General features: G+C 68.2%; 21 protein-coding genes and 1 pseudogene. 8 read left to right on the top strand and 14 right to left on the bottom strand.

What is annotated here, in order from left to right; translation table 11 throughout:
• Position 1: 1 nt before the first annotated feature.
• The 9 genes and pseudogenes from AC07YH_RS20880 to hrcA all read right to left on the bottom strand — a co-directional run bounded on the left by AC07YH_RS20880 (position 2) and on the right by hrcA (position 11241).
• Entirely contained in the window at positions 2-655 is a 654-nt protein-coding gene (locus tag AC07YH_RS20880) for a sugar transferase (protein WP_494748890.1), read from the bottom strand.
• 446 nt (positions 656-1101) lie between these two features.
• Positions 1102-2242: pseudogene (locus AC07YH_RS20875) on the bottom strand (methyl-accepting chemotaxis protein).
• A 121-nt stretch (positions 2243-2363) separates the two neighbouring features.
• A complete protein-coding gene (gene gyrB / locus AC07YH_RS20870) occupies positions 2364-4826 on the bottom strand; it encodes a DNA topoisomerase (ATP-hydrolyzing) subunit B (protein ID WP_494748871.1) in 2463 nt (820 codons plus the stop codon).
• Entirely contained in the window at positions 4823-5986 is a 1164-nt protein-coding gene (gene recF, locus AC07YH_RS20865) for a DNA replication/repair protein RecF (RefSeq protein ID WP_494748870.1), read from the bottom strand. The genes gyrB and recF overlap by 4 nt, the downstream gene beginning before the upstream one ends.
• Positions 5987-6022: 36 nt before the next feature.
• Complete coding sequence (locus AC07YH_RS20860) at positions 6023-6394, bottom strand: VOC family protein (protein WP_494748869.1); 372 nt, start codon at positions 6392-6394, stop codon at positions 6023-6025.
• Positions 6395-6436: 42 nt separating this feature from the next.
• The gene (locus tag AC07YH_RS20855; protein WP_494748868.1) at positions 6437-8209 is read right to left on the bottom strand and encodes a gamma-glutamyltransferase family protein; all 1773 of its coding nucleotides are present in this window, start codon (positions 8207-8209) and stop codon (positions 6437-6439) included.
• 63 nt (positions 8210-8272) lie between these two features.
• A complete protein-coding gene (gene dnaN / locus AC07YH_RS20850; protein WP_494748867.1) occupies positions 8273-9391 on the bottom strand; it encodes a DNA polymerase III subunit beta in 1119 nt (372 codons plus the stop codon).
• Between the two features lie 134 nt (positions 9392-9525).
• Positions 9526-10152 carry a nucleotide exchange factor GrpE gene (gene grpE, locus AC07YH_RS20845; protein WP_494748866.1) on the bottom strand — a complete coding sequence of 209 codons (627 nt, stop codon included), beginning with the start codon at positions 10150-10152 and terminating at the stop codon, positions 9526-9528.
• 12 nt (positions 10153-10164) lie between these two features.
• A complete protein-coding gene (hrcA, locus tag AC07YH_RS20840) occupies positions 10165-11241 on the bottom strand; it encodes a heat-inducible transcriptional repressor HrcA (RefSeq protein ID WP_494748865.1) in 1077 nt (358 codons plus the stop codon).
• 135 nt (positions 11242-11376) lie between these two features.
• Here hrcA and rph point away from each other — a divergent pair, with 135 nt between their 5' ends.
• From rph to AC07YH_RS20825, 3 genes are all read left to right on the top strand, one after another.
• Positions 11377-12093 carry a ribonuclease PH gene (rph, locus tag AC07YH_RS20835; protein ID WP_494748864.1) on the top strand — a complete coding sequence of 239 codons (717 nt, stop codon included), beginning with the start codon at positions 11377-11379 and terminating at the stop codon, positions 12091-12093.
• Positions 12094-12162: 69 nt separating this feature from the next.
• Positions 12163-13140 carry a S1C family serine protease gene (locus AC07YH_RS20830; RefSeq protein ID WP_494748863.1) on the top strand — a complete coding sequence of 326 codons (978 nt, stop codon included), beginning with the start codon at positions 12163-12165 and terminating at the stop codon, positions 13138-13140.
• Positions 13140-13934, top strand: a complete 795-nt coding sequence (locus tag AC07YH_RS20825; RefSeq protein WP_494748862.1) for a retropepsin-like aspartic protease family protein — start codon at positions 13140-13142, stop codon at positions 13932-13934. Before AC07YH_RS20830 ends, AC07YH_RS20825 begins: the two co-directional genes overlap by 1 nt.
• 22 nt (positions 13935-13956) lie before the next feature.
• Here the strand turns inward: AC07YH_RS20825 and AC07YH_RS20820 are convergent, their stop codons facing one another.
• The 5 genes from AC07YH_RS20820 to AC07YH_RS20800 all read right to left on the bottom strand — a co-directional run bounded on the left by AC07YH_RS20820 (position 13957) and on the right by AC07YH_RS20800 (position 16142).
• Positions 13957-14274 (bottom strand): hypothetical protein, encoded by a 318-nt coding sequence (locus AC07YH_RS20820; protein WP_494748861.1) that lies wholly within the window; start codon positions 14272-14274, stop codon positions 13957-13959.
• 90 nt (positions 14275-14364) lie between these two features.
• On the bottom strand, positions 14365-14604 hold the full coding sequence (locus AC07YH_RS20815; RefSeq protein WP_494619502.1) for a helix-turn-helix domain-containing protein: 240 nt from the start codon (positions 14602-14604) through the stop codon (positions 14365-14367).
• A gap of 17 nt (positions 14605-14621) precedes the next feature.
• Positions 14622-15155: a DUF2975 domain-containing protein gene (locus AC07YH_RS20810; RefSeq protein ID WP_099581882.1), complete on the bottom strand. Its 534-nt coding sequence runs from the start codon at positions 15153-15155 to the stop codon at positions 14622-14624.
• 106 nt (positions 15156-15261) lie between these two features.
• Positions 15262-15378, bottom strand: a complete 117-nt coding sequence (locus tag AC07YH_RS20805; protein WP_494748860.1) for a hypothetical protein — start codon at positions 15376-15378, stop codon at positions 15262-15264.
• Between the two features lie 158 nt (positions 15379-15536).
• Positions 15537-16142 carry a glutathione S-transferase N-terminal domain-containing protein gene (locus tag AC07YH_RS20800; protein WP_494748859.1) on the bottom strand — a complete coding sequence of 202 codons (606 nt, stop codon included), beginning with the start codon at positions 16140-16142 and terminating at the stop codon, positions 15537-15539.
• A 26-nt stretch (positions 16143-16168) separates the two neighbouring features.
• Between AC07YH_RS20800 and rdgB the strand changes: the two genes are divergently transcribed.
• Genes rdgB through AC07YH_RS20775 form a run of 5 tightly spaced genes read left to right on the top strand, consistent with a single transcriptional unit; the run spans position 16169 to position 20026 of the window.
• Positions 16169-16771, top strand: coding sequence for an RdgB/HAM1 family non-canonical purine NTP pyrophosphatase (gene rdgB / locus AC07YH_RS20795; RefSeq protein ID WP_494748858.1), 603 nt, complete (start codon positions 16169-16171; stop codon positions 16769-16771).
• Positions 16764-17906, top strand: coding sequence for a radical SAM family heme chaperone HemW (gene hemW, locus AC07YH_RS20790; protein ID WP_494748857.1), 1143 nt, complete (start codon positions 16764-16766; stop codon positions 17904-17906). The genes rdgB and hemW overlap by 8 nt, the downstream gene beginning before the upstream one ends.
• 36 nt (positions 17907-17942) lie before the next feature.
• Positions 17943-18815, top strand: a complete 873-nt coding sequence (gene rsmI / locus AC07YH_RS20785) for a 16S rRNA (cytidine(1402)-2'-O)-methyltransferase (protein WP_494748856.1) — start codon at positions 17943-17945, stop codon at positions 18813-18815.
• Positions 18815-19207 (top strand): YraN family protein, encoded by a 393-nt coding sequence (locus tag AC07YH_RS20780; protein ID WP_494748855.1) that lies wholly within the window; start codon positions 18815-18817, stop codon positions 19205-19207. The genes rsmI and AC07YH_RS20780 overlap by 1 nt, the downstream gene beginning before the upstream one ends.
• 3 nt (positions 19208-19210) lie before the next feature.
• Complete coding sequence (locus AC07YH_RS20775) at positions 19211-20026, top strand: SirB1 family protein (RefSeq protein ID WP_494748854.1); 816 nt, start codon at positions 19211-19213, stop codon at positions 20024-20026.
• Positions 20027-20155: the final 129 nt, after the last annotated feature.

Raw genomic sequence — 20155 nt, 5'->3', positions numbered from 1 at the left:
ACTAGTAGGCGTTCTCGGCCAGAAGCAGATGCGGCACCGTCATCAGCAATATCCGGATGTCGCCTCCGAACGTCCAGCGTTCGATATATTCGTTGTCCGCGTCGACGCGGGCCGACATGGCGTCCAGAGCCGTGGTGCCGCCCCGAAGTCCTCGGATCTGGGCCAGGCCGGTCAAGCCGGGCCGAGCGCGGAAACGCAGACTATAGTTCGCGATCAGAGCGCCATACTGCTCGTCGTGCGCCAAGGCATGGGGGCGCGGTCCGACGATCGACATATCGCCTTTCAGGACGTTCAAGATCTGGGGCAGCTCATCAATACTTGTCTTGCGGATGATGCGGCCAATAAACGTGATGCGATCATCATCCCGCTTTGCCTGGACAACCTTCTGGCCATTTTCCTGGCAGCGCATCGAGCGGAATTTGTAGATCGTGAAAGCTCGGCCATTCAGGCCGCCTCGCGCCTGCCGGAACAGCGCCGGCCCCGGCGATTCGAGCTTGATCAGCAGAGCGGTGAGCAAGAAAAGTGGCGCGAAGAAAAGTAAAACGCCGCCGGCTACAAGTATATCCATGGCGCGTTTGTACGAATTCCGAACGACAGGCAAAGTCGCGGCCACATATTCTCTCTGTTCCGTTGACGGATTAGATGCAACCAGCACGCGATCCCCACCAGGATAAGCCTTCGGCTTTTTGCCCAATTTTAGAATACCCTTACCAAGCTATCGCTGTTTCGACAACCATCGCTCCCTGACTAGGGCCAGCATTCTCGCCATGCGATGGTTTCGACATTTCTCGGCGGAATTTCCCTCAGTAACGGGCGTATTGGCGCATTTCCTAAGGTTGAGCCCGGAAAGCACCAATATTGTTAGCCACGCCGAGCATACAAGCGCATCGTTTCTTCCCAATACGCCTCTACAGCGTGCGGATATGGCGCCAATAGGGCGAGCCCGCGACGGCGGCTCAATTAAGGGTAGCCATCCACACCGACGGATAAGAGCCGCATGGACGCGCGCAGCGCGCCTCGGCCGTCGCGAGCCGGGCCTTAGGGTTTTTCGATGGAGCGGCCTTGCCGCCCCGCGTTGAGCTCAAAGAGCCGCAGCGCGCCTCAGGAGGCGATCGCCACGACCTCAACCGCCTTCTGCACGTTCTGGACCAGGCATCCGTACCAGCCGAGGCCGGCATAGGTTTCATAGCCCGGCGTCAGGGCGTAGCCGACCGTGACATCACCGTCGGCGTAGCTGCCCATCGAGCCGCCGGAGACATTCAGCGGGAAGACCTCGGTCAGGACGCCTCGGTTGTCGGACGAGGCCAGGACGCGGCCCTTCTGGTCCAGCAACATGACCCGCGAGCGCTCGCGTTCCTCCGGCGTCAGACGAACGCCGTCCACGACCGCCTGGGCCTGGGGCCGCCAGTCGAAATGGACGCCCATCACGCCCAGGATCTTGCCCTTGGCCTGGCCACCTTCGCGGATGGCGGTGGCGTAGGTGGCGACGGGCGCGTCGCCCAGGGCGCGGGCCTTCTCGATGTCGCAGGCCACGAAGTCGTCGCCCGTGGCCGTGCGCATGCCGTCGCGGAACCACTTGGCGTCGGCGACCGACTGGCCGACCACGCCCGGATACTTGCCGGGTCGGCCATTGGCCACGACCCGCCCCTTGGTGTCGCAGATCCACAGGTCGAGATAGACGGTGTAGGCGTCGAGGATCACGCCCAGGCGTTCGCTGGCGTAGCGGGTCGCACCCGCATCGCCCTCGGCCAGGCAGGCGACGACGGCCGAGTCCGTGGCCCACCACCGCACGTCGCAGGTGCGCTCATAGAGGTTGCGGTCGACGATCTCGATGGCGTTGAGCGCCAGGTCCGCCAGGCGCTGGCCGCGCATGTGGCCCAGGATCGCCCCGCCGATGGCCGACAGCTCGTCGAGATCGGCGCGCACCTGGCTGTCCAGGGCGCCGGCCACTACGTCGATCTCGGTGGAGATCTTCTTGAATTCCTCGGCGACGATGGCGAAGCCCTTGCCGGCCTCGCCGGCGCGGGCGGCCACGATCAGGGCGTTGATCGACAGCATCTTGGCCGCCCGGTTGACCCGGGCGATCTCGCCGATCTTCTCACCCGCCACGCTGGACAGTCGCTCCGACAGATCCAGGATGCGTTCCGGGCGCAGGCTGGCGTCCTGTTCCATCAACTAGGCGTCCCTACGCAAAACTTTGCAGTGAATCGACATTATTCACGCAAGATGACGCCCTCGTCACCGCCGCGCGATGACAGCGGTCGTCACACCCAAGGCTTGAGGGGCTTGGTTAACGAAAAAGCGCCGGAACGCCCGCGAAACGGGCGCCCGGCGCTCAAGATTTCGGCGAGGCGAACGCCGTTCTAGACGTCGACCTCGGCGTCCAGGGCGTTTTCCTGGATGAACTCGCGTCGTGGTTCCACCAGATCGCCCATCAGGCGACTGAACATCTCGTCGGCGTCGTCGGCATGGTTGACGCGAACCTGCAGCAGGGTGCGGGCCTCGACATCCAGCGTGGTCTCCCACAGCTGGTCGGGGTTCATCTCGCCCAGACCCTTGTAGCGCTGGATCGAGAGGCCCTTGCGGCCCGCGTCCATCACCGCGGCGATCAGGTCCATCGGCCCGCGCACGGTCGTGGACTTGTCCTTGCGGCGGAACACGGCGCGGCCCGAGAAGATCTCTGCCAGCGCCCCGGCCCGCTCGGCCAGACGACGGGCGTCGGCGGCGTGCAGCAGGCCATCATCCAGCACCACGTTCTCGGTGACGCCGCGACGGACGCGCTTGAAGACGTAGGCCGTCTCGCCCCGCTCGCCGGTCCACGGGCCGTCGCCTTCCTCGGCATAGAGATCCAGACGGGCCGAGGCGGCGGCGACGTCGGGCTTGTCGCCGAACAGGCCGGCCAGGGCCGACTGCTCGATGGCGAACGACGGCGCGCGGGCGGCCAGGCGGTCGATATTGCCCTTGGCCTGGCGGCACAGCTGCACCAGGGCCAGCAGATCCTGGCCCGTGCGGCGCTCGCCCGACGGCAGGTCCAGTTCGGCCCCGTCGACGCCCTCGTCGATCAGGAAGGCGTCCATCTCGCTGTCGTCCTTCAGATAGCGCGAGGACTTGCCCTTGGCGGCTTTGTAGAGCGGCGGCTGGGCGATGTAGATGTAGCCGCGCTCGATCAGCTCCGGCATCTGCCGGTAGAAGAAGGTCAGCAGCAGGGTGCGGATGTGGGCGCCGTCGACGTCGGCGTCGGTCATCAGCACGATCTTGTGGTAGCGCACCTTGTCCGGGTTGAAGTCGTCGCGGCCGATGCCGGCGCCCAGCGCCGTGATCAGCGTGCCGATCTGGTCGGACGACAGCATCTTGTCGAAGCGCGCGCGCTCGACGTTCAGGATCTTGCCGCGCAGCGGCAGGACGGCCTGGTTGTCGCGGTTGCGGGCCTGCTTGGCCGAGCCGCCGGCCGAGTCACCCTCGACGATGAAGATCTCGGACTTGGCCGGATCGCGTTCCGAGCAGTCGGCCAGCTTGCCGGGCAGCGAGGTGATATCCAGCGCGCTCTTGCGGCGGGTGAGTTCGCGGGCCTTGCGGGCGGCTTCACGGGCCGCGGCGGCTTCGGCGATCTTGGAGACGATGGCCTTGGCTTCGTTCGGGTGCTCCTCGAACCAGGTCGCCAGGCCTTCCTGCACCAGGCCTTCGACGGCCGGGCGCACTTCGGACGAAACCAGCTTGTCCTTGGTCTGCGAGCTGAACTTCGGGTCCGGCACTTTGACCGACAGCACGCAGGTCAGGCCTTCGCGGGCGTCTTCGCCGCCCAGCGAGACCTTTTCTTTCTTGGTGATGCCCGAGCTCTCGGCGTAGCCGGTGATGATCCGGGTCAGGGCCGCGCGGAAGGCCGACAAGTGCGTGCCGCCATCCCGCTGCGGGATGTTGTTGGTGAAGCACAGCATCTGCTCGTGGTAGCTGTCGTTCCACCACATGGCGAGGTCGACCTCGACCTTGTCCTTGACGCCGCGCACCGAGATCGGGGCCTTCAGCAGCGGGGTCTTGACCTTGTCCAGGTGGCGGACGAAGGCCTCGATGCCGCCGTCATAGTGCAGCTTCTCTTCCCACGGCTCGGCGTCGCGATGGTCCTTGAACCAGATCGTCACGCCCGAGTTCAGGAACGCCAGCTCGCGCAGGCGGTGCTCCAGCGTCTTCCGGTCGAATTCGATGAACGCGAAGGTTTCGCGCGACGGGAAGAAGGTCACTTCTGTGCCCGTCAGGGTCTCGCCGGCCTTGGGGCCCTCCTCGCGCACCGGCGAGTCGCCCGTGACCTTCAGCGAGGTCACCGCGTCGCCGCGCTCGAAGCGCATCTGATGGATCTTGCCGTCGCGGTGGATCAGCAACTCCAGCCAGTCCGACAGGGCGTTGACGACCGAGACGCCAACGCCGTGCAGGCCGCCCGAGACCTTGTAGCTGTTTTGGTCGAATTTACCGCCGGCGTGCAGCTGGGTCATGATGACCTCGGCCGCCGAGACGCCTTCTTCCTCGTGGATGCCCACCGGGATGCCGCGACCGTCGTCGGTGACCGTCACCGAGCCGTCGGCGTTCAGTATCACCTGGACCTTGGTGGCGTGACCGGCCAGGGCCTCGTCGATGGCGTTGTCGACCACCTCGTAGACCATGTGGTGCAGGCCCGAGCCGTCGTCGGTGTCGCCGATATACATGCCGGGGCGCTTGCGGACGGCGTCCAGGCCCTTCAGCACCTTGATCGAGTCCGCGCCGTACTGGGCGGCGGCTTCCTCGGTGGTCATTTCGGGAGCCACTTCGGGAACTTGGTCTTCGGTGTTCTCGGTCATTCGTCTTCCAAAACAGTCAGGCCGGCGTCGCCCACGCGAACGCCTAATGCCCGACCCTTGAGATGGTCGAACAGCGACTCGTCCGTGCCGGTTAGGAAGGCCTGGAGCTTGAGCGCCGTGAGTTCGTCGGCCAATGCGGCCCGACGGGTAAGGTCGAGATGCGCGGCGACTTCGTCGAGCAATATTACAGGATTCGGCGCGGATTCCGCACGTGAAAGTCGCGCCGCCTGGGCCAAAACCAGGTTTAAAATCAGGGCTTTTTGCTCTCCGGTCGAGCATTCCGCCGCCGGACGGTCCTTCTCGACGTGGAAGATGGCCAGATCGCCTCGGTGAGGCCCGGTCAAGGCCCGCCCGGCGGCCCCGTCGCGGGGCCTGGCGGCGGCCAGGGCGGCGGCCAGTTTCTCCTCGATCTGGGCGAACGGGACGCCGTCCAGCGCCATCTTCTCCCATTCGCCGGTCAGGGTCAGGCGAGCCTGCGGGAAGGGCCGGTCTCCTCGGCCGTCAATTTCGTTCTGCAGCGCCAGCAGCGTGCGGGCGCGGGCCTGGGACAGCAGGGCGCCGGACTCCGCCAGCCGCGCTTCCAGGGCGTTCAGCCAGGTCGCGTCGGGCGCGCTCCCGCTGTCGGCCGCGTCGGTCAACAGCCGCATGCGCTCGCGCTGGGCCTTGTCATAGGCATTGGCGTTGGTCGCGTGGCCAGGCTCGCCGGCGAAGACCAGGCGGTCGAAGAACCGCCGGCGCTCGGAGGCGGCTTCCAGGAACAGGCGATCCTGGGCGGGCGTCAGCCAGATCGGCCGGACGTGATCGGCCAGACGCCCTGGCGACACGGTCTCGCCCTCGATGCGAACGGTGCGGCGGGCGGCGCCGCCCTGCTCCACCCCGGTGCCGATGCGGACAGGGGCGTCATCCCCGCTTTCGACCTCGGCGGCCACGGCCCAGGCCCGGCCCACGGTTTCACCCGGCATCCGTCGTCCCACCTCGGCCATGCTGGAGCCGCGCAAGCCCTTGCCAGGGGTCAGCAGGCTGATAGCCTCGAGGAGATTGGTCTTGCCGGCCCCGTTGGCCCCGAACAGGTAGACGCTACGCCCCTCGGTCTCGAGGCGAGCGCGCTCGTACGAGCGGAAGTCCGTCAAAGTCAGGGAAAGCAGTGCGGCCGACGCCATGGCGCGTTCTTAAGCGGTGTCGCCGGCCGACGCTACTCAGCCCATCTTGTAGCCGCAGAGCTTGTTGCCATCCAGGTCGCGGAAATAGGCGAAATAGACCTTGGGCATACGCGCGCCCGGCGCGCCCTCGTCCGTGCCGCCCAGCTCCAGGGCCTTCGCGTGGAAGGCGTCGACCTCCTCGACGGTGTCGAAGGCGAAGCCGCCCATCATGCCGTTGCCGACGCAGGCCGGATTGCCGTCATACGGCCCCAGCACCCCGAACATGGCGCCGTCGCCACGATAGAGCCGACCGCCCGACGGGTGCTCGTACAGCGGCTTGAAGCCGATCGAGCCCAGCAAGGCGTCGTAGAACGCCTTGGCCTTCTCCAGGTCGTTCGAGCCGACCGTCACGTAGTTCAGCTTGGCCATGAGCCACCTCCCGTTTCTTATTCAAACGGACGTTCGCACGGCTCAGTACCCGAGCGCCACCCCGTCCTTGCGCATCTCGGTGGCGGCGGCGTAGCGGCCAGGCCAGCGCTCGATGGCCTGGTAGCCGCCATAGCCGCCGGCTTCCGTCTTCAGGGTCCAGCCGATCGTCTCCAGCGCCTTGCGGGTCTCGGCCGGCACACCGCTCTCCAGGTCGAGCACGGTGATGTCCTCGGCCGCGACGCCCGTCGGCTCCGGCGAGCCGCCATGGTGCCAGCGCGGGGCGTCGCCGGCCTCCTGCACCCCTAAGCCGAAGTCGACCATGTTGCTGATGATCTGGGCCTGGCCCTGGGGCTGCATGTCGCCGCCCATCACCCCGAACGACAGCCACGGCTGGCCTTCGCGCAGGGCGAAGCCCGGGATGATCGTCTGGAACGGCCGCTTGCCCGGCGCGAAGATGTTGGGATGGCCGTCGGTCAGGGCGAACAGCTCGCCGCGGTCCTGGAACATGAAGCCCAGGCCGTCCGGCGACAGGCCCGAGCCCATGCCGCGATAGTTCGACTGGATGATCGACACCATCATCCCGTCCTTGTCGGCCGTGGTGAAATAGGTGGTGTCGCCCTTGCTGGGCGCTTGGCCCGGATAGGCGGGGGTCAGAATCTTGTCGGGCCGGATCAGCTTGGCGCGCTCGGCCGCGTAGTCCTTGGAGATCAGCCAGTCGATCGGCGACTTGTAGAAGTCCTGGTCGGCGTAGAACCGGGCACGGTCCTCATAGGCCAGGCGCTTGGCCTCGACGGCGTGGTGGATGGCCTGGGCCGACTGGAAGCCCATGCCCTTCACATCGAACTGTTCCAGGATGTTCAGCAGCTGCAGGGTCGCCAGGCCTTGGGTGTTGTCGCCCAGGGCGCAGACCTCGACCCCGCGATAGGGGCTCTTGTGGACCTTGGTCCAGACGGCGCGGTTGGCGGCAAGGTCGGCCTTGGTCATCCAGCCGCCGATGCGCTTGAAATAGGCCTCGATGGTCGCGGCGATCTCGCCTTCGTAGAAGGCCCGGCCGCCGCCTTCGGCGATCATACGGTAGGTCCTGGCCAGGCGCGGGTTCTTGAACACCTCGCCCTCGGCCGGCGTCTTGCCGTTCGGGGCCCAGACGGCCTTGAAGTTCTCGACCTCCTCGATGCCCGAGGAAGGGTTGGTGAAGCGGCGATAGCTGCCCGCCAGGTAGTAGGCGACGTTCTGGGTGACCGGATGGCCTTCCTCGGCGTGGCCGATGGCCGGGGCGAACAGGTCGGCCCACTTCAGCTTGCCGTAGCGCTCGTGCATCTCGCGCCAGGCGTCGACGGCGCCAGGCACGCTGACGCTGACCGCGCCGAAGGATGGGATCTTACCGTTCTTGGCCCGCGCGCGGACGGTCTCCAGGGTAAGGGCCTTGGGCGAGCGACCCGAGCCGTTCAGGCCCATGACCTGCTTGGTCTTCGGGTCCCACAGCATCACGTAGCAGTCGCCGCCGACCCCGCACGAGACCGGCTCGACCAGGCCCAGCACCGCATTGGCGGCGATGGCGGCGTCGGCGGCCGAACCGCCCTTGCGCAGCATGTCGATCGCCGCCTGGGTGGCCAGCGGATGAGCGGTGGCCGCCGCGCCGTGGATCCCCCACGCCGCCGAGCGCGAGGCCCAGGTCGCCCCGTCCACCCGGTCGCCGCCATGGACGTCGGGGCGCTTCAGGTTGGGATTGGGACCCGCCAGCAACTGCGACTGGGCGGCGGCCTGCCCCGCGAAGGCGGCGGCCGGCAGGGCGGCGAGGAAGGTACGACGACGCATGACAGAACCCCCAAAAGCAAAACGGGCGCCGATGGCGCCCGTCTCTTATTCAAAATCCGCGGATCAGACCCGCAGCGGCATCAGCACGTACTTCACGCCCGGATCGACCGGATCGACCACCAGGGTCGGGCTGGCCGGGTCGGCGAAGCGGAACTCGGCCTGCGGGCCGGCGATCTGGCCGCAGACGTCCAGCAGGTAACGAGCGTTGAAGCCGATCTCGAAGGGCTCGCCGTCGTAGTCGACCTCGACCTCTTCGACGGCCTGGCCGGCTTCCATGTTGCGGACGGTCAGGGTGATGCGGCCCGGCTCGATGGCCAGCTTCACCGAGCGGCTCTTCTCGGCCGAGATGGTGGCGACGCGGTCCACGGCCTTGGCGAAGAGGTCGTTGTCGAGCGTCAGGATCTTGGCGTTGTCGCGCGGGATGACGCGCAGATAGTCCGGGAAGGCGCCGTCGATGACCTTGGAGGTCAGAGCGGCCTGGCCGAACTCGAAGCGCACCTTCTGGGGCGAGAGCTGCAGGTCGACCGTCTCGCCGGCCGATTCCATCAGGCGACGGGCCTCGGCGATGGTCTTGCGCGGGATGATCACGCCCGGCAGGCCGGCGGCGCCTTCCGGCGCGGGCATCTCGGCCAGGGCCAGGCGGTGACCGTCGGTGGCCACGGCGCGCAGCTTCACTTCGCCGCCCTCGTTGACCGTGTGGACGTAGAGGCCGTTCAGGTAATAGCGGGTCTCTTCGGTCGAGATCGCGAAGCGCGTCTTGTCGATCAGACGCATCAGCTCGTTGGTGTCGACCGCGACGCGGCTGGATAGCCCGTCGCTGCTCATCACCGGGAAGTCGCCGGCCGGCAGCACCGGCAGGTTGAAGCGCGAGCGACCGGCCTGGATGACCAGGCGCGGGTCGTCACCGCTGAAGGTCAGCGAGACGTCGGCGCCGTCGGGCAGCTTGCGGACGATTTCGTAGAGGGTGTGGGCCGGCGCCGTGATCTGGCCGGGGACGTCGATCTGGGCGAAGCCCTCGTCGATGATCTCCATGTCCAGGTCGGTGGCCGAGAAGGACAGGCGATCGCCTTCGGCCGACAGCAGGATGTTCGACAGAATCGGGATCGTGTTGCGGCGCTCGACGACGCTCTGCACGTGACTCAGCGCCTTCAGGAGCGCCGCCCGTTCGATGGTAAGCTTCATAGTCGGTCCAGATCGCGCGGTCGGCCGATGGAATCGACCGCTACCCCCGTTGAGAATGGACCGCCGACATTATCGCAATGCGCGAACGGGGAAAGGGGGCGCGGCGGTCATTTCCGCGCCCCGAAGTCGTAAAGTCAGGCTTTCGTGTCGAACGAGCCGCCCGAACCTTCGCCATCCGCGCCGGCGCCGGCATACGGGTTGGCGGCGCCGCCCGAGGCCTCACCGCTCGACGGCCCCGTCGAGCCCTTGGCCGCCACGGCGACCATGGCCGGACGCACGAGGCGACCCATCAGCTCGTAGCCGGCCTGCAGCAGGCTGATCACGCCGCCGGCGGCGACGTCGGTCGCCGGCTGCTCCATCACCGCCTGGTGCAGGTGCGGGTCGAACTTCTCGCCCTTGGCCGGGGCGATCTGCTTGAGGCCATTGCGCTCGAAGGCGCCTTGCAGCTCCTTCTCGGTCATCTCGACGCCGATGATGAAGTTCTTCACCGCCGCGTCGGTCGAGTCCTTGGGGCTGTGGGCCGTGGCGCGCGACAGATTGTCGGCGACGCCCAGCAGGTCGCGGCCGAACTTCTGGATCGCATAGGCGCGCGCGTCGTTCATCTCGCGCTCGGCGCGGCGCTTGGTGTTTTCAGCCTCGGCGGCGTAGCGCAGGGCTTGCTCCTTCAGAGCGGCCACTTCCAGCTTAAGCGCCTCGATCTCTTGCGACGCGTCGTCGGCCTCAAAGGCGACGTCTTCAGCCGGCGTTTGCTCGTCGGTCATCTCGTACAGTCCTTATCCATCCATCATCCGCCCCAGCACCCGGGCGGTATAGTCCACCAACGGAATGACTCGAGCGTAGTTCAATCGGGCCGGCCCGATCACGCCGATCGCGCCCAGCACCTTCTGTCGGCCCGTCATATAGGGCGCCGCGATCACCGAGGAACCCGAAAGCGAAAAGAGCCGCGTTTCCGCCCCGATATAGATGCGCACGCCCTCGGCGTCACGGACGTCGTCCAGCAGGCCGATCAGCTGGCCCTTCTGCTCCAGATCGTCGAACAGCTGGCGCACGCGGTCGATGTCCTCGCGGGCCCGGGCGTCGGCCAGGAGGTTGGCCTGTCCCCGCACGATCAGCGAGCGCGCGTCGCCCTCGCCGCCGCTCCAGGCGGCCAGGCCGTCCTCGACCAGGCGGGCGGCGGTCTCGTCCAGCTGGCGGCGGGCGGCGCCCAGCTCGACATCCATCTCGCCGCGGGCTTCGGTCAGGGTGCGGCCGCGCAGGCGGGCGTTGAGGAAATTGCCGGCTTCCTGCAGGGCCGAGGGCGTCACGCCGGGGGCCTGGCGCATCAGCCGGTTCTCGACCTGGCCGTCCTCGAACACCATGACCGCCAGCACCTGGCCGCCGCCGAGGGGGACGAACTCCACGTGCTTGACCCCGCCCTCGCGGACCGGGGTGACGACGATGCCCGCACCGCCGGCCAGGCCCGACAGGACCGAGCTGGCCTCGGCCAGGGCCTCCTCGAACGAGCGGCCCTTCACGGCCAACCGCGCCTCGATGGCGCGCTTTTCCTCTTCGCCGATGTCGCCGACCTCGAGAAAGCCGTCGACGAACATCCGCAGGCCGGCATGGGTCGGCATCCGGCCGGCGCTGGTGTGGGGCGCGTCCAGCAGGCCCAGCTGCGCCAGGTCCTGCATGGTGTTGCGGATCGAGGCCGGCGACAGGGCCAAGCCGCCCCGGGAAATGGTGCGCGAGCCGACCGGCTCGCCGGTCTCCAGATACGACTCCACGACCCGGCGGAAGATGTCGCGGGCGCGGCTGTCCATCTCGCCAAGGCCCGGCGCGGGGACGATCGGACCAGGGAACAGATGAGTCATGCTCTAAAGGCCATGGGGCGTGTCGTTTGGGTCCCGGTCGGCGGACAAAAGGAGTCGGCCTCTTTCAAGGTCCGCTCGCAATAGGATAAGCGCCACCCACAGACATTCAAATAGCCCTGAGATCAGGAGTCTCCCATGCGTCCGTCCGAACGCGCCCCCGACCAGCTGCGCGCCGTCACGCTGGAAACCGGCGTCAACCGCTACGCCGAAGGCTCGTGCCTGATCAGCTTCGGCCACACCAAGGTGCTGGTCACCGCCACGGTGGAAGAGAACGTCCCCGGCTGGATGCGCAACAAGGGCGCCGGCTGGGTCACCGCCGAGTACGGCATGCTGCCCCGCGCCACCCACACTCGTGGCCGTCGTGAAGCCGCCGCCGGCAAGCAGACCGGCCGCACGCAGGAAATCCAGCGCCTGATCGGCCGCAGCCTGCGCGCCGTCGTCGATCTCAAGGCCCTGGGCGAGCGCCAGATCAGCCTGGACTGCGACGTCATCCAGGCCGACGGCGGCACCCGCACCGCCGCCATCACCGGCGCCTGGGTCGCCCTGCGCCTGGCCACCAAGTACCTGCTGGACGAAGGCGTGCTGAAGACCGACCCGATCCTGGGCCAGGTGGCGGCCGTCTCGTGCGGCGTGTTCAACAACGTCCCGGTGCTGGACCTCGACTACGAGGAAGACAGCAACGCCGAGGCCGACAGCAACTTCGTCCTGACCGGCGGCGGCGACATCGTCGAGATCCAGGCCACCGGCGAAAAGCGCGGCTTCTCCCGCGCCGAGTTCGAGACCCTGTTCGGTCTGGCCGAAAAGGGCATCAACGAACTGTTCGCCATCCAGCGCGCGGCGATCGAGGGCTAGGCTCAAGGCCGCACTTGCCTGAACGGGGTGTCGGTCCCAGATTCCAGTCTTAAGGATTAGGAGTTTCGCGTGCCCACCCCGTTCGAAGGCCATGAAGTCGAAGCCCGCCTGCGCCCGTCGGCGGAGGCCTATCGCTTCGACCTGGACCAGGCGCTGGCCTCGATGGTCGCCCTGGAAGCCACCGTGCCGCCCGACGCCTATACGGCCGGCATCCTGGGCACCGAGCGCGTCGGCAACGGCGTGGTCGTCGGCCCCGGCGGCCTCGTCTTGACCATGGCCTATCTGATCACCGAGGCGGAAGAGGTCATCCTCACCCGCAACGACGGCCGTCGCGTGCCGGCCCACGTGCTGGGCCTGGACGTCCGGTCGGGCCTGGGCCTGGTGCAGGCGCTGGAGCCGCTGGACCTGCCCGTCATGACCATCGGCTCGGCTCGCGATCTCGACACCGGCGACGCGATCATCGCCGCTGGAGCCGGCGGCCGCGCCCACGCCGTGGCCGGCAAGGTCCTGGCCCGCATGCCGTTCGCCGGCTACTGGGAATACCTGCTGGACGACGCCATCATCACCGGCCCGGCCCACCCGCACTGGAGCGGCGCGGCCCTGATCGGTCCCAAGGGCGATCTCGTCGGCCTCGGCTCCCTGACCCTGGAAGGCCGCGACAACGAGGGCCTGGCCCGGCCGATCAACATGTTCGTGCCCGCCGAACTGCTGCCGCCCGTCCTTGACGAGCTGGCGCGCGGCAAGAGCCCGCACCCGCCCCGGCCGTGGCTGGGCGTCTTCGCCCAGGAGACCGAGAACCACGTCATCATCGTCGGCATCTCGCCCAAGGGTCCGGCCGCCCGCGCCGAACTGGCGGCCGGCGACCTGATCCTGGCCGTCGACGGCATGCCCGTCTCGACCCTGGCCGAGTTCTACGAGTCGATGTGGAGCCTGGGCGACGCCGGCGTCAGCGTGCCGCTGAAGATCCGCCGCGAGGGCGACGTCTTCGAGGTCGAGGTCCGCTCGATGGACCGCGCCAGCCTGCTGAAGAAGCGACGCCTGAACTGATGACCAAAGGCCCCTGGGACCAGCCCGACACTCCGCCGCCTGTCGCGGGATCGCCCCGACCGTCAGCGGAGGTCCCGCGCCACCGGCTGTTCCTGTGGCTGGGCCTGCTGGCCGCCGTCGGGGTGTTGGCGTTCGCCTTGGCGCACGCCTATCCCGAGGCGATCCAGACGGGCGAGGACAAGGCCAATCTGGCGCTCAAGCTGGGCTTCGTCGTGCTGGTCTCGACCGCCCTGCTGCGCGGCCTGCAAGGCTCGATCGGCCAGCACCTGAAATATGTGGCGATCTGGACCGCCATCATCGCGGTCCTGACCCTGGGCTACGCCTATCGCGCCGAGCTTTCGGAGATCCCCCGCCGCGTGCAGATGGCCTTCAATGTCGGCACGCCGGTGCAGGTCGGCGAACGCACCCTGGTCGTGCCGCAGGGCGAAGACGGCCACTATGTCGTCGATGGCCTGATCAACGGCCAGCGCGTGCGGTTCATGGTCGACACCGGCGCCACCGAGACGGTGCTCAGCCCGGCCGACGCCCAGCGCATCGGCGTCCCGATCGACACCCTCAACTACGGCTACGAGACCGAGACGGCCAACGGCAAGGGCTATAGCGCCGCCTACGACGCCACGACGCTGGAGATCGGCTCGATCAAGCTGGAAGGCTTCCGGGTGATGGTCAACAAGGCGCCGATGAGCGGCTCGCTCTTGGGAATGAGCTTCCTCAAGCGCCTGGACGCGTTCGAGTTCCGCGACCGCCGGATGATCCTGAAATGGCGCGAGGACGGCAAGGGGCGCGCCGTCTAGCGCACCCCTCCCGACGCACGTTTTAGCGCGGCTGCGGCGGGGCGACCCAGCCGTCGGCGTTGTCGATATAGGCCTTGCGGCTGACCTTGTCGTACAGGCAGAGCTTGGCGTTGTTGGAGCCGCGCGACTTGTCGGACACCAGCACCGCGACCTTACCGACGCGGTCGTCGAAGCCGATGATCGGCGACGGCCGGGCGTTGCGGTAGCCGGCGGCGGCGACGCAGCTGCGGGTGACCCGCTGATTGAACTCGGCCCAGGCGCCCGGGCTGGAGGCTTGGGCGGAAGCGGCGGCCGCCACGGCGGCGACGGTCAGGGCAGAGGCGAAGAGTACACGGGTCACGGACAATGGCTTTTCCTAAGATGGCGAGGCCCCCGCCTCACCGTTGGAAACGCCGTGATTCCCTGGGCGGTTTCGTGACGCGGCCGAGCTTTACGCCTCTTCGTCCTCGTCGTGGCTGTCGGCCGGGCCATATTCGAAGGTCAGCAGGTCGCCGGGCTGGCACTGCAGTTCGCGGCACAGGGCGTCGAGGGTCGAGAACCGCACGGCGCGGGCCTTGCCGGTCTTGAGGATCGAGAGGTTGGCGATCGTCACCCCCACGCGGTCGGAGAGCTCGGTCAGCGACATTCGGCGGTCGAGCAGCACGCGGTCGAGGTTCACGCGGACGGGCATGCGGGGATCGCTCCGGATCAGATCGTGAGTTCGGCTTCACGGCGAAGGCGGGCGCCCTCGCGGAACACTTCGGCCAGGACGAAGACCACCAGCACCGAGAACCAGGCGGTCAGGGTGAAGCTGTCGTCGATGACCTTGGCCTTGGGGGCCAGCCAGCGGGCCATGCCCGAGAACACGTAGCGCCCGACTTCCAGGCCCGCGAGGACCAGGCCGATCAGGCGCAGGCGCACCACATTGTCGGGGTGGAAGGGGTCGCCGGCGGTCAGGGTGGCGAAGATCTTGCGCAGGCGCTCGACGATGACCATCCAGCCGCCCAGCAGCAGCGCCCAGGCGGCCAGGGCGCCGGCGAACAGCGGACCGTCGCGGCTGATGGCCTCGACGGCGTCACTGATCGGCAACATCGAGGCGAGCAGTTCGGGATTGAAGCTGAACAGCAGGGCGACCAGCGTGAACAGCGACAACAGACTGACGAAAATCCACAGGCCGACGTAGATCACGTCGAGGATGATCTTCAGAAAACTCGATACGGAGCCTGGGCCCAAGGCGCGCATGGCTGCATCCCCCCGACAGCGACGCTAAGCAAATTGCCCCGCGTCGCGGCGGGCGTCAAAAATCCAGCCTCTGGCCCCAGAAAACCCAGAGAATCCTTGGCGCGCCTTAGAGCGTCTGCACCACGAAGGCCACGGCCGACACCGGCACGGCCACGATGAGCGCGGCGGTGATGACGGTCATGAGAACCTTGTCGGCGATGCTGAACAGGCGGGCGGCGGACATCTTGTTTTCCAGTTTGAGAGACGTGGACGGGGTCGAGCCATTCGGCCTCTATCCACAGGCTCAACAGATAGGCTGCGATTCCGGTTCCGCCAATCTTGTTTATCGAGAAACGATATTAAACTCTTGTAACGATGCAAGCTCGCCCGGAACAGTTGCCGTTAGGTCACAGTGGCGTGGGTGGCGGCCATCGACGGGCGCTGGGCGACCCGCTCGTACCAGGCCGCCAGCACCGGCCGGCCAGTGCGCCAGGCGCTGACTTGGCGCACGTCCTGATAGGCCAGTTGCACTGCCACGGCGATCTCGCCGATCCCGAAATGCGCGTCCGAGAGCCCGCCCTCGACCACCGCCGTCTCGAACAGATCGAGGGCGGCGTTGACGGCGCGCAGCTGGCGCTGGAACAGGTCCTGGCGGTGCTCGGCTTCGGGGCGCATCCGTTCGCGGACAATCAGCACCGAGGCGTCGCCCATCCCGTCGGCGGCGGCCTCCAGGGTCAGGGCCCGGCGGCGGGCCGGCTGGACATCCGGGATCAGGCGCGGCTCGGCCAGGCCGTCGACATAGTCGGCGACGACGCTGGAATCGAAGACCGTCTCCCCGTCGTCCAGGATCAGGGCCGGGACCTTGCACAGCGGGTTCTGGGCGCGAAGGCCCTCGTCCGCGAACGGCGCGACGACCTCCAGCGTGAAGAGATCCGTCAGGCCCTTTTCCAGCGCCAGAATACGAACCTTGCGCGCAAACGGTGAAATTGGGGAGTAAAGGAGCCGCATTGGAATCTGTTCTCGGGAGATGTCGGATGGCGCTGAAGCTTGAAATGGGATCGAAGCTCGTGGCCGCCACCCACAATCCGGGCAAGGTCCCCGAGATCACCGCCCTGCTGGACGGCCGCTTCGAGATCGTCACCGCCGGCCAGCTCGGCCTGCCCGAACCGGACGAGACCGAAAGCACCTTCGTCGGCAACGCCCTGCTGAAGGCCCGCCACGCCGCCGATCTGTCGGGCCTGCCGGCCATCGCCGACGACAGCGGCCTGTCGGTCAAGGCGCTGGACGGCTCGCCCGGCATCTACTCGGCCCGCTGGGCGGGGCCGACCAAGGACTTCGCCATGGCCATGGGCAAGGTCGAGGAGCGGCTGGAGGCGACGGCGTCCGACGACCGTTCGGCCTGGTTCACCTCGGCCCTGGCGGTCGCCTGGCCGAACGGCCCGGCCGTGGTCGTCGAGGGCCGCGTCGACGGGACCCTGGTGTTCCCCGGTCGCGGGACGCGCGGCTTCGGCTACGATCCGATCTTCATCCCCGAGGGCGAGGCCCTGACCTTCGGCGAAATGGAGCCGGTGGCCAAGGACGCCATGAGCCACCGCGCCCGCGCCTTCGCCAAGCTGAAGGCGGCGCTGTTTGACTGATCCAGTCGGCGTTTACGTCCACTGGCCGTACTGTTCGCGCATCTGCCCTTATTGCGACTTCAACGTCGTCCGCGATCGGGGCAAGACGCAGGAGCAGGCGGACCTGGCCGACGCCATCGTCGCCGACCTGATCGCCCAGCGCGAGCTTACCGGCGAGCGGACCTTGCTATCGATCTTCTTCGGCGGCGGCACGCCCTCGCTGATGGACCCCGTCCAGGTCGCGCGGGTGATCGACACCGCCAAGCGCCTGTGGTCGCCCGTCGCCGATCTGGAGATCAGCCTGGAGGCCAATCCGACCGACGCCGAGGCCGACCGCTTCACCGCCCTGGCGGATGCGGGCGTCCAACGCCTGTCATTGGGCGTCCAGGCGCTGGACGACGCGTCCCTCAAGGCGCTGGGCCGCAACCATGACGCCGGCGCGGCGCGGCGGGCGATCGCGGCGGCGACCAAGGCCTTCCCGCGCCTGTCGATCGACCTGATCTATGCCCGCCCCGGCCAGACCGACGCGGCTTGGCGCGCCGAGCTCGCCGAGGCCATCGCCCTGGGTCCCGAACACGTCTCGCCCTACCAGTTGACCATCGAGCACGGCACCGCCTTCGACCGCGCGGTGGGGCGCGGGACCCTGGTCGTGCCCGACGAGGACTTGGCCGCCACGCTGTTCGAGACCACCCAGGAGCTGCTGGAGGCCGCCGGCTTCGACGCCTATGAGGTTTCCAACCACGCCAAGGGCGCGGCCGCCCGCTCGCGGCACAACCTCGTCTACTGGCGCGGCGTCGACTATGTCGGCGTCGGCCCCGGCGCGCACGGGCGCCTAGGCCTGCCCGAAGGCCGCGCCGCGACCGTCGCCCACCGCGCCATCAAGGACTACGTCACCGCGGTGAACACCACCGGCGTCGGCTTCGAGCGCGAAATTCTCACCCCCGAGGAAGCCGCCGAGGAGCGCCTGGTCCTGGGCCTGCGCATCGACGATGGCGTCAGCTTCGCGGAGATGGCCCCGCTGGGCCTGGCCCCTGACACGCCGAAAGTCCGCGACCTGGTCGAAACCGGCCTGCTGACGGACGATCGCAACCGATTGCGCGCCACCCGCGCCGGCCGCCTGGTGCTGGACCGGCTGACAGGCGCGCTCGCGACCTGATATGGGTTTTATCCGTCGACCGAAGGACTCCAGCGTTTGAGCCGATTGCTTCCCCCGCCAGCCCTGTCCGACGCGCCCCTGGCGCCCGGCCTCTATCTGGTGGCGACGCCGATCGGCAATCTGCGCGACATCACCCTGCGGGCGTTGGACGTGCTGGCCGGCTGTGACGTGCTGCTGGCCGAGGACACCCGCGTCACCGGCAAGCTGCTGTCGGCCTACGCGATCAAGACCAAGCTGGAACGCCACGACGAGCACGTGGCCGAACGGGCCATTCCGCGCATCCTGGAACGGCTCGAAGCCGGCGAGCGCGTGGCCCTGGTTTCGGACGCCGGCACGCCGATGGTCTCCGATCCCGGCTACCGCCTGGCCAAGGAGGCGATCGCCGCCGGCCACCCGGTGATCCCGATCCCCGGCGCTTCGGCGGCCCTGGCGGCCCTGACCCTGGCCGGCCTGCCGACCGACCGCTTCCTGTTCGCCGGCTTCCCGCCGCCCAAGAGCGCCGCGCGCCGGACATTCCTCGAGGAATTCGCCAACACCCGCGCCACGCTGATCTTCTACGAAGGCGCCTCGCGGGTGGACGACTGCCTGGCCGACATGGCCGCCGTGTTTGGCGGGACCCGTCAGGCGGCGGTCTGCCGTGAACTGACCAAGCTCTACGAGACCTGCATCCGTGGGACGCTCGCCGACCTGGCCGCCGACCCGCGCTTTGAAGCCCCCAAGGGCGAGATCGTCATCCTCGTGGGCCCCGGCAGCGAGAAGGTCGCCACCGCCGATGACGCCGAGGCCGCCCTGCGCGAGGCCATGGCCCGCCTGCCGCTGGGCGAGGCCGCCTCCGAGGTCGCCAAGGCGCTGGGCCTCTCCCGCAAGGACCTCTACCGCCAGGCGCTTGCTTTGAAGGAACAAGCCTAGTGGTCGCCGGCGTCCGCCAAGCCCGTATTCGCAAGGAAAGGGGCGCGGCGGCGCGCAAGCTCGGCCGGCGAGCCGAGGTGGTCGCGGCCCTGTGGCTGATGGCCAAGGGTTACCGCATCCTGGGCTTCCGCCTGGCGACGCCGCTCGGCGAAATCGACCTGCTGGCGCAACGCGGCAAGGTGCTGGCCGTTGTGGAGGTCAAGCAACGGACGACGATCGAGGACGCCCTGGACGCCGTGACGCCGACCCAGCGCGAGCGCCTGCGCCGCGCCGCCGCCCATGTCAGCGCGCACCGCATGGCGCTGCGTGACCTCTCCGTGCGCCTCGATCTGATCGCCCTGGCGCCGGGCCGCGGGCCGCGTCACCTTCCCGACGCCTGGCAGGGGGTCTGATCGATGACCCGCGAGGACGCCGAAGAGATCCTGACCAAGGCCGGCGAAGGCCCGGACGAAAGCTTCCCGCTGTTCGAGGCGGCCCTGGCCTGCGCCGTCCACGACGACCCCAGCCGCAACACCCAGCCCGCCATCGATCTGGCCAAGGACGCCGTAGAGCGCCTGCGCCGCCGCGCCGAGGCCGAGTCGCCCGAGGAGGCCGTCGCCGAGACCCTGGCCGGGGACCTGCGCCTGACCGGCGACGTCCTGACCTACGACCATCCCGACAACGCCGACGTCATCGCCATCGCCGAGCGCCGCAAGGGCCTGCCGGTGGCGCTGGGCGTCTTCTACCTGCACGCCGCCCGCCAAGTGGGGCTGGATCTCTACGGCGTCGACTTCCCCGGCCACTTCCTGCTGCGCATCGAGACCGAGGAAGGCCCGCTGGCGCTGGACCCGTTCAGCGAGGGCCGCGTGGTGCTGCCGTCGGAACTATCTCGCCGGGCCCTGCGCACCGGCCTGATGCCCGACGTCGCCTCGCGGCTGGAGTTGTTGATGGCGCCGATCTCGGACCGCGCCGTGCTGATCCGCCTGCAGAACAACATCTTCGCCCGCGCCCAGCAGGCCAAGGACTGGGTCCGCGCCGAGCGCTCGGCCCTGCGCCGCGCCCTGCTCAATCCCGCGGACCACCGCCCGTGGCTGGATGTCGCCGCCGCCCGCGAAGGCCAGGGCGCCCTGGCCGGCGCCCTCCAGGCCCTGTCCCGCGCCCAGACCCTGGACGGCGGCGCGGCCATCGCCGCCCGCGCCCAGCGGGAGCGCGTCCGCCTGCGGCTCAACTGATCGACAGCGGTTCTGGACCTGCGGATCAGCCGCAGACCGAATCCCCTCAACGACGCCAAAGCCAAGCTTGAGCGGTTTTCCGCGCAAATCGCCCCCTCTGAGCGGCGAACCGCCGCGCGGAATTTCGAG

The organism is Caulobacter sp. GW456-12-1-14-TSB4 (genome assembly GCF_059424195.1).
The sequence above is the reverse complement of the archived record's forward strand: the minus strand, read 5'-3'. Positions and strand labels throughout refer to the sequence as shown.

Excerpts from the sequence above, each read along its gene's own strand:
- gyrB (WP_494748871.1), bottom strand. The coding sequence starts at position 4,826 with ATGACCGAGAACACCGAAGACCAAGTTCCCGAAGTGGCTCCCGAAATG.
- recF (WP_494748870.1), bottom strand. The coding sequence starts at position 5,986 with ATGGCGTCGGCCGCACTGCTTTCCCTGACTTTGACGGACTTCCGCTCG.
- AC07YH_RS20860 (WP_494748869.1), bottom strand. The coding sequence starts at position 6,394 with ATGGCCAAGCTGAACTACGTGACGGTCGGCTCGAACGACCTGGAGAAG.
- AC07YH_RS20855 (WP_494748868.1), bottom strand. The coding sequence starts at position 8,209 with ATGCGTCGTCGTACCTTCCTCGCCGCCCTGCCGGCCGCCGCCTTCGCG.
- dnaN (WP_494748867.1), bottom strand. The coding sequence starts at position 9,391 with ATGAAGCTTACCATCGAACGGGCGGCGCTCCTGAAGGCGCTGAGTCAC.
- grpE (WP_494748866.1), bottom strand. The coding sequence starts at position 10,152 with ATGACCGACGAGCAAACGCCGGCTGAAGACGTCGCCTTTGAGGCCGAC.
- hrcA (WP_494748865.1), bottom strand. The coding sequence starts at position 11,241 with ATGACTCATCTGTTCCCTGGTCCGATCGTCCCCGCGCCGGGCCTTGGC.
- rph (WP_494748864.1), top strand. The coding sequence starts at position 11,377 with ATGCGTCCGTCCGAACGCGCCCCCGACCAGCTGCGCGCCGTCACGCTG.
- AC07YH_RS20825 (WP_494748862.1), top strand. The coding sequence starts at position 13,140 with ATGACCAAAGGCCCCTGGGACCAGCCCGACACTCCGCCGCCTGTCGCG.
- AC07YH_RS20815 (WP_494619502.1), bottom strand. The coding sequence starts at position 14,604 with ATGCCCGTCCGCGTGAACCTCGACCGCGTGCTGCTCGACCGCCGAATG.
- AC07YH_RS20810 (WP_099581882.1), bottom strand. The coding sequence starts at position 15,155 with ATGCGCGCCTTGGGCCCAGGCTCCGTATCGAGTTTTCTGAAGATCATC.
- AC07YH_RS20805 (WP_494748860.1), bottom strand. The coding sequence starts at position 15,378 with ATGTCCGCCGCCCGCCTGTTCAGCATCGCCGACAAGGTTCTCATGACC.
- AC07YH_RS20800 (WP_494748859.1), bottom strand. The coding sequence starts at position 16,142 with ATGCGGCTCCTTTACTCCCCAATTTCACCGTTTGCGCGCAAGGTTCGT.
- rdgB (WP_494748858.1), top strand. The coding sequence starts at position 16,169 with ATGGCGCTGAAGCTTGAAATGGGATCGAAGCTCGTGGCCGCCACCCAC.
- AC07YH_RS20775 (WP_494748854.1), top strand. The coding sequence starts at position 19,211 with ATGACCCGCGAGGACGCCGAAGAGATCCTGACCAAGGCCGGCGAAGGC.